Raw genomic sequence first — 12,755 nt, forward strand, 5'->3', positions numbered from 1 at the left:
GCGCGGGCCTGACAGAATCGGGGTGCGCGACCCGGGCGGCGCCCGGAGTGAGACGCTGCGCGGGGCCAGGCCCCGCACCGGTGGAAGCGGGCCCGGAGCGTGGGTCCGTACGGGGAGTGTGGAGGCGAGTGGTGGAGCAGCTGACGCAGCACGACCCGAGACGGATCGGCCCCTTCGAGGTGCTGGGACGGCTCGGCGCCGGCGGCATGGGGCTGGTCTATCTCGCGCGGTCCGCGTCCGGACGGCGGGTCGCGATCAAGACGGTGCGCACCGAGCTCGCCGAGGACCAGCTGTTCCGGGTCCGCTTCACCCGCGAGGTGGAGGCGGCCCGCGCCGTGTCCGGTTTCTACACCGCGGCCGTGGTCGACGCCGACCCGCGCGCGGCCGTGCCGTGGCTGGCGACCGCGTACGTCCCGGCGCCCTCCCTGGAGGAGATCGTCAACGAGTGCGGGCCGATGCCCGCCCAGGCCGTGCGGTGGCTCGCGGCCGGTATCGCCGAGGCCCTGCAGTCCATCCACGGGGCGGGCCTGGTCCACCGCGACCTGAAGCCGTCCAACGTCCTCGTCGTCGAGGACGGGCCGCGCGTGATCGACTTCGGCATCGCGAGCGGGGTCTCCAACACCCGGCTGACCATGACGAACGTCGCCGTCGGCACCCCCGCCTACATGTCGCCCGAGCAGGCGAAGGACTCGCGCAGCGTGAAGGGCGCGAGCGACGTCTTCTCGCTCGGCTCCACGCTCGTCTTCGCCGCCACCGGGCACCCGCCGTACCACGGGGCGAACCCGGTGGAGACGGTCTTCATGCTGCTGCGCGAGGGCCCCAACCTGGAGGGGCTGCCCGACGAGCTCCGTCCCCTGATCGACTCCTGCATGCAGATGGACGCCACGCAGCGTCCGACCCCGGCCGACCTCCAGGCGCAGCTCGCACCGCACCTGTTCGACGGCGGCGACGACAGCGGTACCGCCTCGGCGTGGCTCCCGGGCCGGGCCGTCGCGATGATCGAGGCCCGGCGCGCGGGCAACCGTACGCCCGCCGCCGCGATCGCGCCCGCGCCGCAGCCGGGCCCGCGCTCGGCGGGCGGGGCCTCCGCTGCCGTCACGCACCGCCGCCCGCGCGGCGGCGCCGACCCGTGGGTGGATCCCCGTACCGGCCAGGCCGTCCCGCAGCGCCCCCACCACCCGCCGATGAGCCCGGTGCCCTCGGGCGAGCCCGTCCGCCTCGGCGGCTCGCCGGTGCCGATCGGTCCCGGGCCGCGCGCGGGCGCCGCCGCTCCGGCGGCGCACGCCTCCGTCGCGGACTCGGCGACCGGCTGGGTCCGCCCGCCGGGCGGCTCGGCGTCCTCCGCGTCCGTACCGGCTCCGGCGTCCTCGCCCGGGTCCGTGCCGGGCCCCGCCCCGGCCCCCGACAGCGGCCGCTGGCGCCCGTGGCGCTTCCGCATGTCGAACGAGGTCTGGGGCACCCCGACCGTCGCCGGCAACCTGCTCTACGTCACCTCCTTCGAGGTGCACGCCTTGGACGTGGCGAGCGGCCGGCGCCAGTTCAAGACCCGCGACGTCGCCTGGTCCATGGCGGTCGCCGACGGCCGGATCCACGCCTCCGACGGCCCCTCGCTGTACGCGCTCGACGCGGGCGACGGCTCCGAGCGGTGGCGGCTGTCCACCGACGCCTGGGTGTACGCGCTGCGCGCCGAGCGCGGCACGGTGATCACCGCCACGCGCGGGGGCGGCGTACAGGGCTGGGAGGCCTCCAACGGCCAGAAGCTGTGGGAGCTGACCGGCGCGCAGAGCGACTTCGAGACCCCGGAGGCCGCTCCGGTCCTCCACGACGGCACGGTGTACGTGTGGCAGGACGCGCGGCTGCGCGCCCTGGACGCCCGCAGCGGCCGCGAGTCCTGGTCGTACCCGGTCGGCGACGCGGCCTCCTGCGGCGGCGTCCCGGTCCGGGTCACCCCGGCCCCGGACGGCAACGTCTACGTCGCGGCCGGCACCCGCGTCCTGTCGGTCGACCGGGCCTCGGGCCGGGTCCGCTGGCACTTCGAGGCCCCCGCGGTCTTCCTCGCGCCGCCGGCCTTCGCACCGGGCGCGGCCATCACGGGCGGCGGGGTCTACCTCGTGGACTACCTGGGCACCGTCTACGCCCTGGACGCGGCGACCGGACACGACCGCTGGCGGATCGCGACGGAGGCCCGGCAGTCCTCGGACCCGGTCCTGGTCGTGGGCGGCAACGTGCACCTGGGCGCGGGCAGCGCGCTCTACACGCTGGACGCGGTCACCGGCACCCCGAAGTGGCGTTTCGCGGCGGGCGGCGAGATCACCGGCCTGCCGGCGGTCGCGGACGGCCGGGTGCACTTCGGCTCGGCCGACCACTGCCTCTACACCCTGGACGCGGCGGGCGGCCAACTGCGCTGGAAGCTGGCCACGGGCGGCGAGATCACGGGCGCCCCGGTGGCGGAGGCGGGCGTGGTGTACGCGTGCAGCAAGGACCGCTGCGTGTACGCCCTGGACGCGGCGAAGGGCACGGGCACCCGTACGAGCGCTTGACCTGCATACGGGCGGGGCTTCGGCCCCGCCGCGCGGGGAACCGCACCGGGAGTGACAGGATGGACCCCATGAGCAACGTTTACTTCGACATCACCATCAACGGTGCCCCCGCGGGCCGCATCGAGTTCAAGCTCTTCGACGACGTCGTCCCGAAGACCGCGCGCAACTTCCGCGAGCTGTGCACCGGCCAGAACGGCTACGGCTACGCGGGCTCCGGCTTCCACCGCATCATCCCGCAGTTCATGCTGCAGGGCGGTGACTTCACCAACCACAACGGCACCGGCGGCAAGAGCATCTACGGCGAGAACTTCGAGGACGAGAACTTCCAGCTGAAGCACGACCGCAAGTACCTGCTGTCGATGGCGAACGCCGGCCGCAACACCAACGGCTCGCAGTTCTTCATCACCACCGTCCTGACCCCGTGGCTCGACGGCAAGCACGTCGTCTTCGGCGAGGTCGTCTCGGGCCAGGAGCTCGTCGACCAGATCGAGGCCCTGGGCTCGCAGTCCGGCGCCCCCAAGGGCAAGGTCGAGATCGCGGCCTCGGGCGTCGTCGACGCCGCCTGATCGCACCCCCGCCAGTACGGCCGGTCGGCCCCGCCCCCTTCCCGGGGGCCGGGGCCGCCGCCGTGTCCGGATGTGTTCGTAGGATGACCCTCGATCAGAGCAATCGCGAATACGGGGGCGATGCGGCGTGACGACCTTCGACACGGAGTGGGCAGGGCTCAAACAACAGGCGGCGAGCGGCGTGGAGATGCGTCTCGCGAGCGCCGCGGCGGCGCCCGACGGAGGCGGCGGCAACGGCGACCTGACGTCCGACCGGGCCGTCTGGAACCGGGCGAGCCAGGACCTCGGCGGCCTGTCGACGAGCATCAAGGGCGCCTTGGGCGCACTGGAGACCGGCCAGAAGGGCGCCGCGGTCGAAGGCGTCCAGAGCGCCACCGCGCACCAGGAGCTGTACCAGTCCTGGAAGACGTACCTGGAGAGCCTGTCGGGCAAGTGCACCTCCCTCCAGGGGCCGCTGGAGAAGGCCGGCAAGGGCCAGTACGACAACGACGAGGCCATCAAGGGCGGCTTCGCGCAGATCAACGGCCAGTACAAGGACACGCCCGCCACCGGCGGCAGCGGCGGGGGACGGTGAGCCTGAACCATGGACTACGCAGCACTCGTGGCCCTGAAACCGTCCGAGTTCACCGAGGCCGCCGACGGGTTCAAGGCCGTCAGCGACATGGCGGACCACGCGTACGGTGACACCGAGGGCCAGATATCGGCGCGCCTGCGGGCCGGTCTCGACGGCGTCGCCCTGGAGGCGGCGCTGGGATCGCTCCGGGAACTGGCGAAGAACTTCCACTACACGCAGGTCGAATGCGGGCTGGCGGCGACCTCGCTGAAGGCGTTCGCGGCCGCGATGACCGAGGCGAAGAAGAAGCTCGCGGACGCCCTTGAGGACGCGGAGCACCAGAAGTTCAGGGTGGGGCCCGACGGCTCGGTGACCTACCCGCCCGGCGGTACGGAGAAGGACGGGAAGCTGCCCGAGGGCGGCACGGTCACCGGCAGCGCCAAGGGCAAGCCCTCGGGGAACGTCATCGACCCCACGAAGGACGCCAACGACCTGTCGGCCGCGCTGGAGCGGCAGGCGGCGAACATCCACCCCAATCCGAACTTCGGCAAGGCGGTGGAGATCGCCAACCGCATCGCGCAGGCCGTCGCCGAGGCGACCGAGGCCGACGCCCTGTGGGCGCCCAAACTGCGCAAGCTCAAGGCGGACGACGACCTGGTCGTCTCCGACAAGGACTGGGCGGACGTGCAGAGCGACACGTCCGAGGTCCGCAGCGGCGCGAAGGACTACCTGGACCACATCAAGCCCCCGCCCAAGGACGGCGACCCGAAGGCGAACGCCGACTGGTGGAAGGGCCTGAGCGCGGACGAGCAGTCCGCGTACCTGTCCCTGAACGGGGCGCAGGTGGGTGCGATGGACGGGCTGCCCTCGGTGGTCCGCGACGAGGCCAACCGCACCGTACTGGCGGAGACCAAGGCGCAGTTCCAGATCAGGCTGGACGGGATCCCCCCGCAGCCGCAGAAGTACATCCCCTCGGGCAGGGACTACCCCGCGGTCGTCCTGAACCCCGCCTGGTCGCAGTGGGACGACAAGTACGCCGATGACAAGGCCTTCCTCGACAAGAACCTCAAGGGCATGAACGCCATCCAGGCCCGGTTCGACGCCACGGGCACGGACGGCCTGCCCGAGGCGTACCTGCTGGGCTTCGACACCAAGGGCGGCGGCCGCGCCATCGTCGCCAACGGCAACCCGGACACGGCGGCCCACACGGCGGTGTTCGTCCCCGGCACGTACACCGACATCACGAAGTCCGAGACCTACATCGGCCACATGTCCAAGCTGTGGAAGGAGACCCACGCCCAGGTCCCCGGCGAGAACGTGTCCACCATCACCTGGATCGGCTACGACGCCCCGCAGAGCATCGTCCCCGAGGCCATGAAGGAGAAGTACGCCCACACGGCGGCCCCCGACCTGAACCACTTCATGGCCGGTCTGGAGCAGGTCCAGGGCGGCGACGAGAAGAGCCACACCACCCTCATCGGCCACAGCTACGGCAGCACGGTCGTGGGTGCGTCGTCGAACGCCGGCGACCTGCGCACCGACGACATCATCGCCGTGGGCAGCCCCGGCATGCTGGTGGGCCACGCCAAGGACCTGGACGTCGGCGCGGACCACGTGTGGTCCGAGGCGGCCGGCTTCACCAAGGACCAGGTGCCGGCCGGCGGCAAGGCGGCCGGGCTCGGCGGCGGTGCCCACTGGTACGAGGAGCTCCTGCCCTTCGGTTACGCGTGGGGGTCGAACGTGCCCTCCGACGAGGATTTCGGGGCCCATATCATGGAAAACGACGCCAATGATCACGGGGACTACTGGAGGAAGGACTCGAAGAGTCTTGAAAATCAGGCGAACGTCGTCGCCGGTCATTACGACAGGGTCACCCGTGGCTGACGTGAAGACCCGCGGCCGGGCCGCCGGCCGCCGGGTCTCCGGATCTCTGCGGGTCAAGGCTCTCGCCGTCGTCCTTGCCGGATCGCTTTCCGTGCTGTCTATGGGGTGTTCGAACGTGAAAGAACTGAACTACGAGCCCGTCAGGATGGATCCCGGGCCGGCGCGCACGAAGACGAAGCAGGTCTCCAGCCGCCTGCTGGAGATGACCGGCGTCAAGGGCAAGGTGACCGAGCCCGGCCCGAGCGTGTCGCGCTGCAGCGAGTACGGGGACGACCTCTTCGCCACCGAGCACCCCTGGTCGGTGTACGAGATCTCCGACGCGCAGGTCGAGGAGGGCATGCAGAACCTGCGCAAGGCCCTCGGCGAGAACGGCTGGAAGATCACCAAGGACGGGAAGGCCAACAGCCAGGCCCAGGACCCGGAGATCTACGCCGAGAACAAGGCCGAGCAGTTCGACGTGCACGTGACGGGTCGCAGGAAGACGGAGACCGGGCAGTCGATGCTCCTGTTCAAGGTCGTCTCCGCCTGCTTCCGCGCGGGCTCGGCCTCCGACCTGGACGGCCAGTACTGACCCTGCCGCTGCCCCTGGCCTTGACCCTGGCCCTGACCCGGCCGGGTCAGGGGCGCTCCGCCGGCGGGTAGGCCTCCGGGGGCGTCGTGGTGGTGTGCGGCGGCAGCGGCCGGACGCGGCGGGTGGGGCGGCCGCGCATGACGGCCGCCGCCAGCACGAGCAGGGCGCCCGCGCCGAAGGCGTTGGCGACTCCGTCGCCGAGGCCCATGCCGTCGACGCCCACGGCGAGGCCCTCGGCGGCCTGGCCCTGGCGGATCGTCCACAGCACGCTGAAGGCGAGCACGACGACCCCGGCCACGGCCATGAGCAGCCGCGAGCGCAGCACGATCGCGATCAGCGCGAGCAGGGCGGCGACGAGGAAGGGCAGCAGGAGCGAGGCCAGCAGGGCGGACTTGTGCGCGGTGATGCCGGTGCCGGTGAAGAGCTCGTAGACGCGGTAGTCGCGTCCGTGACGGCCGTCGTACCAGTCGCGGAAGGGACTCCAGACGGCGGCCGCCGCTCCGATGAGACCCAATACCGAGCCGATGACGTTGCGGATCATGTCCGGTCCTCCGAGGTAGCGGTCGCGGTCCCGACGCTACGTCCGGGCCCCGCGGGCCGCATGCCGGAGGCCGCCGGACGGGTACGACCGGTGGCGGTGGCTGGTAGCGTGCCCGCCGGTGTCCACGGGAGGAGCTTCGGCCATGGTGGCTGCACGTCACATCAGACTGACCGCGGTGCTGGTGACCGTCGTCTTCGCACTGACCGGGTTCTCGTCGACCGGCGGCAGCAGCAGCGGCAGCGGGAGCAGCGGCAAGAGCAAGAGCAGCGGGGGCGGGTGCTCCAGCTCCAAGAGCAAGAACAAGAAGAAGAGCCACAATGGCAGCGGCAACAACAGCCCCACGCCCTCCGCCAGCCGGACGCCCCCGCCCGCGCACGTCATCGTCATCGGCTGCGCCGGCGCGGGGAAGACGGAGGCCACCCTCCAGGTCAGCTCCAACCTGGACACGCAGCGCTCCGTGCGGATCCCGGTGACCTTCCAGGACGCCCAGGGCGTCGGCCTCGACACCGGGTCCGTCCGGGTCACCCTCAAGGCGCGCGAGACCCGGACGGTCACCGTGCCGCTGACGAAGCCCGCCAAGGCCTCCGAGGTGAAGACCTGCCTGGTCGGCACGGTCGACTGACGGTCAGCGCAGCCGGGGCCGCTGGGTGCGGCTCCTGTTCGTGAAGAGGTCCGCCTGGCGCTCCGGGGGGAGGTTTCCCAGGGCGATCAGGGCCGGAGCCTGGGCCAGTGCCTGCTGGAGGGCGGCCTGTTTGGCCGACCACAGGGCCCGTACGGTTCCCTGTACGGCCTGCGTGGGGAAGCCCGCCAGGGTCCGGGCCGCGCGCAGGGCCGCCGGGAGCAGCTCCTCGGGGGCGGTGAGTTCCGAGACGAGCCCGATCTCGTACGCCCGCCGCGCGGAGAGGCGTTCGGCCGTGCCCATCAGGGACATCCGGGCGGCCTCGCCGAAGGGCATGCGCTGCGCCATGTAGACGGCCTCGTAGGCGCTGACCATGCCGTAGCTGGTGTGCGGGTCGAAGAAGGTCGCCGTGGTGGACGCGATGAGGAACTCCGCCTCACCGAGCAGGTAGAAGGCCCCGCCGCAGGCCATGCCGTTGACGGCGGCGACGACCGGCTTCCACAGGTCGGCCGCCTTGGGGCCGATGGCGATCAGCGGATCGTCGGCGGAGTACGGCGACGCGGGCTGCGGCACCTCCACGCCCCGGTCGATCCCCGTGCAGAACGCGGCCGCGCCGGAGCCGGTGAGCACGACCGCCCGGACCGCCTCGTCGAAGCGGAACTCCCGCCACACCACGCCCAGTTCGGCGGCCGTCTCCAGGTCGATGGCGTTGTGCCGGGCCTCCCGGTCCAGGGTGACGACCGCGACCCCGGACTCCTCGTCCCGCTCCACCCGCAGCGTCACGGCTTCTCCAGGATCCAGCGCGGCACGGCCATACCGCCGATCGAGGTGAAGGCGACCTGGACGCGCGCGCCGATGCGCAGCCGGGCCGGGTCCACCGAGTCGAGCGGGGCGTCGGCGCGGGTGACCAGGTTCCCGGCCAGCCGGATGTGCGGGGCGTCGGCGAGCTCCACGAGGATCACGTTGTACGGGGCCTGCGCGGCGTAGGCGGGCAGGAGCGGCGGGTGCGGTCTGACGTAGGACCAGATGCGGCCCCGGCCGCTCATCCGGCGCCATGTGCTGTCGAAGGACCGGCAGTGCGGGCAGCAGGGGCGCGGCGGGAAGCGCAGACGGCCGCAGTCGGGCGCCGCGCAGGCCTGGATGCGCAGCTCGCCCCGGGCGGCGTACTCCCAGAAGGGGGCGCCGTCCTCGTCGGGGACCGGCAGGAGCAGTTCGTCGGTGGCAGGTGCGGTCATGGTCGGCCCCTCACGCTCGAAGCAGGATCGCGGACGTCGGGACTCCCTCGCCCGCCGTCACCAGGCAGGTGGCGGCGTCCGGGACCTGCGCGGTGGAGATGCCCCGCAGCTGCTTGACGCCCTCGTTGATCAGGTTGAAGCCGTGCACGTACGCCTCGGACAGGCCGCCGCCCCCGGTGTTGATGGGGAGCCGGCCGCCCATCTCCAGGGCCCCGCCCTCGGTGAAGGCGGCGCCCTCGCCGCGGCCGCAGAAGCCGTAGCCCTCCAGCGACAGCGGGATCAGCGGGGTGAACGCGTCGTAGATCTGGGCGACGTCCACGTCCTGCGGCCCGAAGTCGGCCTGCTTCCACAGGTGGCGGGCGGCGGTCCAGGCGGGGCCGGACAGCGGGTCGTCGTTCCAGTAGTTGACCATGCCGTGGTGCTGGGCGGGCAGGCCCTGGGCGGCGGAGTGCACGTAGACGGGCTTCTGGCGGCAGTCCCTGGCCCGCTCGGCGGAGACGATCACGCAGGCCAGCGCCCCGTCGGTCTCCAGGCAGTTGTCGAAGAGGCAGAGCGGCTCGCTGATCATGCGGGAGGTCATGTACATCTCGCGGGTGAGCGGGCGCTCGTACATCATCGCGGCCGGGTTGGCGTTGGCGCGGTTGCGGCAGGCCATCGCCACGTTGAAGAGGTGGTCGCGGGTGGCGCCGTACTCGTGCATGTAGCGCCGGGCCAGCATGCCGATCTCGTCGGCGGGGCGCAGCAGGCCGAACGGGCGGGTCCACTGGCCGGGGGTGGGCAGCTGGACGGCCGTGTTCTTCCAGGGGCGCGGGCCGGAGCCGCGCTTGCGGGAGCGCCAGGCGACGCCGACGGTGGCCTGGCCGGTGGCGATGGCGGCGGCGAGGTGGCCGACGGTGGCGCAGGAACCGCCGCCGCCGTAGCCGATCTTGGAGAAGAAGGTGACGTCCCCGGCGCCGATGGCCTTGGCGACCTCGACCTCGTCGGTCTCCTCCATCGTGTAGGAGGAGAAGGCGTCGACCTCGGAGGGCTCGATGCCCGCGTCGGCGAGCGCCGCGAGGATGGCGCGGCAGGCCAGTTCCTTCTCGGACTGCGGCAGGTGTTTGGCGAAGGGCGTCTGTCCTATGCCGACTATCGCCGTAGCGTCCTTGAGTGTTGCCGCCATCGCGACCTCCGGGGTGCGCCAGTGCTGACAGCCGCGAAGGCTACAGCTAATCTGACGGATAGTCAGCTACCGGGTGAGCAGGAGGGTGACACGCATGGGCGAACACGGGCGGGACGGCGTGCGTGGCGTGCGCCGGCACGTGGACGGGGACGTGCGCGGGGGCCTCGGCGTGGGCGTTGGCGAAGACCTCGGGGAGGCCGTGCGCGAAGACCTCGGCGAGGACCTGCGCGCGGACCTGCGCTGGGGCTCCATCGCCGGGCTCGTCCAGGCGGCGGCCGCCCGGTACGCCGACCGCGAGGCCGTCGTCGACGGCCGCGTACGGATCAGCTACGCGCAGCTCGGCGCGCGCGTCGAGCGCGCCGCGGCCGCCTGCATCGCCGCCGGGACCGAGCCCGGCGACCGGGTCGCCGTCTGGGCCCCCAACACGCTGGAGTGGATCGTCTCCGCGCTCGGGGCCGTCTCGGCGGGCGCCGTCCTCGTCCCCCTCAACACCCGTTTCAAGGGCGCGGAGGCGGCGTACGTCCTGGAACGCAGCCGGGCCCGGCTGCTCTTCGTCACCGGCACCTTCCTCGGCACCTCCTACGTCGCCTCGCTGCGCCGCGCCGCGGGCGACGGCCCCGGCGCGGGGCCGCTGCCCGGCCTGCCGCACCTGGAGCAGGTCGTGGTCCTCGCGGACGACGCCCCCGAGTCCTTCCGCACCTGGAAGGACTTCCTGACGGACGGCGACCGCGTCCCGGCCGCGGCCGTGCGCGAACGCGCCCGGTCCATCCCCTCGGACGCCCCCTCCGACATCATCTTCACCTCCGGCACCACCGGCAGCCCCAAGGGCGCCGTCATCACCCACGCCCAGTCCCTTCGCTGCTACGACGTGTGGTGCGAGCTCGCCGGTCTGCGCGAGGGCGACCGCTACCTGATCGTGAACCCCTTCTTCCACACCTTCGGCTACAAGGCCGGGATCATCGCCTGCCTCATGCGCGGGGCCACGATGGTGCCGCAGCCCGTCTTCAACGTGGACACCGTCCTCGCCAACGTCGCCGCGGAGCGGATCTCGGTGCTCCCCGGGCCGCCCACCCTGCACCAGTCCCTGCTCGACCACCCGCAGCGCGACCACCACGACCTCTCCGCCCTGCGCCTGGTCGTCACCGGCGCGGCCGTGGTCCCGCTGCGGCTCGTCGAACGGCTGCGCGGAGAGCTGCGCATCGCCACCGTCCTGACCGCGTACGGGCTCTCCGAGTCCAGCGGCATCGTCACCATGTGCCGGCGGGGCGACCCGGCGGAGACCGTCTCGGAGAGCTCGGGACGGGCGATCCCGGACACGGAGGTGCTGATCGTCGACGCGCACGGGCAGCCGCAGCCGGCCGGGCAGGCGGGCGAGATCGTCGTGCGCGGCTACAACGTCATGCAGGGGTACTTCGAGGACCCCGAGGAGACCGCCAGGGCGATCACCCCCGACGGCTGGCTGCACACCGGGGACGTGGGCTTCAAGGACGAGCGCGGCAATCTGCGCATCACCGACCGGATCAAGGACATGTTCATCGTCGGCGGCTTCAACGCCTACCCCGCCGAGATCGAGCAACTCCTCGGCCTGCACCCCGACGTCGCCGACGTCGCCGTCGTCGGCGTCCCGGACCCGCGCCTGGGCGAGGTCGGCAAGGCGTACGCGGTCCGCCGCCCGGGCTCCACGCTGACCGCCGACGACCTGATCGCCTGGTCGCGGCGGGAGATGGCCAACTACAAGGTGCCGCGCACGGTCGAGTTCGTCACCGAGCTGCCGCGCAACGCGAGCGGCAAGGTCCTCAAGCGCGAGCTGCGCACGCGTTAGCGGGTACGGCGGGCGAGGACCAGCCGCCACCGGGGAGCTCCGCCGGGCAGCCGCCCGAACTGCTCCAGCGGCACGGTCTCCACGGTGAACCCGGCCGCCCGGAGGTCCTCGCGCACCCCGCCGAACGGGAAGGTCCGGTAGTACATGACGAAGGGCGGCCGCCACACCGCGTTGCGCACCCGCATCACCGCGTCGAAGCCCGCCGCCACCCACCACACCGGTGAGCTCGGGGGGATCGGGGCGCCGATCGGGAAGGCGAAGACCCCGCCCGCGCGCAGGGACCGGTGGATCCCGGAGAAGAGCGCGGGGCGCTCGGAGGGCAGGAAGTGGCCGAAGGCGCCGAAGCTGACCGCCAGGTCGTAGGTGTCGGCGAGCGCGGGCGGCAGGGCCCGCGCGTCGGCCCGTACGAAGTCCACGGGCGGGGAGCCGGGCCCGTACGCCCGCTCCGCCTCGGCGAGCATGCCCGCGCTGAGGTCCACCCCGGTCACGCGGTCCCGGCACAGCCGCCGCAGCATGCCGATCGCGGCCCCCGTGCCGCAGCAGACGTCCAGCCCGGCGCCGAAGGCGCCCTCGTGCTGGGCGAGGGCCTCCTCGACGGCGTCGAGCATGCGGTCCGGGGTGCGGAAGGGCGTGTGGTCGAACTTCGGCGCGAGCAGGTCGTAGCCCCGCTCGATCGAGGACAGGCCCTGCACGAGGAGTTCGCGGACGCTCGGTCCGTGGGAGGAGAACACGGCTCCAGCCTATGCCGCGGCCGCTCCCCCGCCCGGACGCACGCGTACGGCGGTCGCGGTGGCTCCCCCTCCGGGCCACCGCGACCGCCGTTCCCCCGTTGCTCCCCCGTACGCCGATCCCCCGTGGATCCCCCGTGCGTACGGGGTGGTGCGTCTTACGGGCGCGGAGAGGACGCGTGGTTGTCCAGCGTCTGGATCTCCTCGCCCGGCAGCGGCGAGTCGACCGGGACGGGCTGGTCGACCGGCTTGATCTCGATGCCCGAGGCGTGGTTGTCCAGGGTCTCGATTTCGACGCCCGAGGCGTGATTGTCGAGCGGCTTGATGTCACCGTCGGTCGGCAAGGTGTTCTCGTTCGTCGTCATCGGTTCTCCTGATGGATGGGTGGGCCCCGTTCGGCGATTCCCCCGAGGATCGCCGAACGGGTAGTCCTCCAACCGACCCGGTTCCCCCCGGATCTCCGGGTCGATGTACCTATCGTGCCGGGGGGCGATAAACGAACGATGAACGCCTCGTTCATCGGCCGTCACCGCA

General features: G+C 72.3%; 13 protein-coding genes. 7 read left to right on the top strand and 6 right to left on the bottom strand.

Annotation, left to right across the window (positions count from 1 at the left end; translation table 11 throughout):
• Positions 1–128 precede the first annotated feature (128 nt).
• The 5 genes from ACF059_RS24870 (at position 129) to ACF059_RS24890 (ending at position 6,114) form a co-directional block, all read left to right on the top strand.
• A complete protein-coding gene (locus ACF059_RS24870) occupies positions 129–2,540 on the top strand; it encodes a PQQ-binding-like beta-propeller repeat protein (RefSeq protein WP_392060908.1) in 2,412 nt (803 codons plus the stop codon).
• 68 nt (positions 2,541–2,608) lie between these two features.
• The gene (locus tag ACF059_RS24875; RefSeq protein WP_392060911.1) at positions 2,609–3,106 is read left to right on the top strand and encodes a peptidylprolyl isomerase; all 498 of its coding nucleotides are present in this window, start codon (positions 2,609–2,611) and stop codon (positions 3,104–3,106) included.
• Between the two features lie 127 nt (positions 3,107–3,233).
• Entirely contained in the window at positions 3,234–3,680 is a 447-nt protein-coding gene (locus tag ACF059_RS24880) for a hypothetical protein (RefSeq protein ID WP_366865698.1), read from the top strand.
• A 9-nt stretch (positions 3,681–3,689) separates the two neighbouring features.
• Entirely contained in the window at positions 3,690–5,543 is a 1,854-nt protein-coding gene (locus ACF059_RS24885; protein ID WP_392060914.1) for an alpha/beta hydrolase, read from the top strand.
• A gap of 115 nt (positions 5,544–5,658) precedes the next feature.
• The gene (locus ACF059_RS24890) at positions 5,659–6,114 is read left to right on the top strand and encodes a hypothetical protein (RefSeq protein WP_366865700.1); all 456 of its coding nucleotides are present in this window, start codon (positions 5,659–5,661) and stop codon (positions 6,112–6,114) included.
• Between the two features lie 46 nt (positions 6,115–6,160).
• Here the strand turns inward: ACF059_RS24890 and ACF059_RS24895 are convergent, their stop codons facing one another.
• On the bottom strand, positions 6,161–6,655 hold the full coding sequence (locus ACF059_RS24895) for a hypothetical protein (RefSeq protein ID WP_392060917.1): 495 nt from the start codon (positions 6,653–6,655) through the stop codon (positions 6,161–6,163).
• Positions 6,656–6,797: 142 nt separating this feature from the next.
• Between ACF059_RS24895 and ACF059_RS24900 the strand changes: the two genes are divergently transcribed.
• Entirely contained in the window at positions 6,798–7,277 is a 480-nt protein-coding gene (locus ACF059_RS24900) for a hypothetical protein (protein ID WP_392060920.1), read from the top strand.
• A gap of 3 nt (positions 7,278–7,280) precedes the next feature.
• Here the strand turns inward: ACF059_RS24900 and ACF059_RS24905 are convergent, their stop codons facing one another.
• Genes ACF059_RS24905 through ACF059_RS24915 form a run of 3 tightly spaced genes read right to left on the bottom strand, consistent with a single transcriptional unit; the run spans position 7,281 to position 9,671 of the window.
• On the bottom strand, positions 7,281–8,057 hold the full coding sequence (locus ACF059_RS24905; RefSeq protein WP_392060922.1) for an enoyl-CoA hydratase/isomerase family protein: 777 nt from the start codon (positions 8,055–8,057) through the stop codon (positions 7,281–7,283).
• Entirely contained in the window at positions 8,054–8,509 is a 456-nt protein-coding gene (locus ACF059_RS24910) for a Zn-ribbon domain-containing OB-fold protein (protein ID WP_392060925.1), read from the bottom strand. The genes ACF059_RS24905 and ACF059_RS24910 overlap by 4 nt, the downstream gene beginning before the upstream one ends.
• Positions 8,510–8,519: 10 nt before the next feature.
• Positions 8,520–9,671, bottom strand: coding sequence for a lipid-transfer protein (locus tag ACF059_RS24915; RefSeq protein ID WP_392060928.1), 1,152 nt, complete (start codon positions 9,669–9,671; stop codon positions 8,520–8,522).
• A 223-nt stretch (positions 9,672–9,894) separates the two neighbouring features.
• Between ACF059_RS24915 and ACF059_RS24920 the strand changes: the two genes are divergently transcribed.
• Positions 9,895–11,493 (top strand): FadD3 family acyl-CoA ligase, encoded by a 1,599-nt coding sequence (locus tag ACF059_RS24920; RefSeq protein ID WP_392061222.1) that lies wholly within the window; start codon positions 9,895–9,897, stop codon positions 11,491–11,493.
• On the opposite strand, the gene ACF059_RS24925 is transcribed toward ACF059_RS24920, so the two are convergent.
• Together ACF059_RS24925 and ACF059_RS24930 are read right to left on the bottom strand one after the other, a co-directional pair.
• The gene (locus tag ACF059_RS24925; RefSeq protein WP_392060931.1) at positions 11,490–12,224 is read right to left on the bottom strand and encodes a class I SAM-dependent methyltransferase; all 735 of its coding nucleotides are present in this window, start codon (positions 12,222–12,224) and stop codon (positions 11,490–11,492) included. The genes ACF059_RS24920 and ACF059_RS24925 overlap by 4 nt on opposite strands.
• Positions 12,225–12,379: 155 nt before the next feature.
• Positions 12,380–12,586: a hypothetical protein gene (locus tag ACF059_RS24930; protein WP_392060934.1), complete on the bottom strand. Its 207-nt coding sequence runs from the start codon at positions 12,584–12,586 to the stop codon at positions 12,380–12,382.
• Positions 12,587–12,755 lie beyond the last annotated feature (169 nt).

Source organism: Streptomyces sp. NPDC016562, from assembly GCF_043076955.1.
GTDB lineage: Bacteria > Actinomycetota > Actinomycetes > Streptomycetales > Streptomycetaceae > Streptomyces.

Coding starts and splice junctions, on each gene's coding strand:
- ACF059_RS24875 (WP_392060911.1), top strand. CDS start 2,609: ATGAGCAACGTTTACTTCGACATCACCATCAACGGTGCCCCCGCGGGC.
- ACF059_RS24885 (WP_392060914.1), top strand. CDS start 3,690: ATGGACTACGCAGCACTCGTGGCCCTGAAACCGTCCGAGTTCACCGAG.
- ACF059_RS24895 (WP_392060917.1), bottom strand. CDS start 6,655: ATGATCCGCAACGTCATCGGCTCGGTATTGGGTCTCATCGGAGCGGCG.
- ACF059_RS24900 (WP_392060920.1), top strand. CDS start 6,798: ATGGTGGCTGCACGTCACATCAGACTGACCGCGGTGCTGGTGACCGTC.
- ACF059_RS24910 (WP_392060925.1), bottom strand. CDS start 8,509: ATGACCGCACCTGCCACCGACGAACTGCTCCTGCCGGTCCCCGACGAG.
- ACF059_RS24915 (WP_392060928.1), bottom strand. CDS start 9,671: ATGGCGGCAACACTCAAGGACGCTACGGCGATAGTCGGCATAGGACAG.
- ACF059_RS24930 (WP_392060934.1), bottom strand. CDS start 12,586: ATGACGACGAACGAGAACACCTTGCCGACCGACGGTGACATCAAGCCG.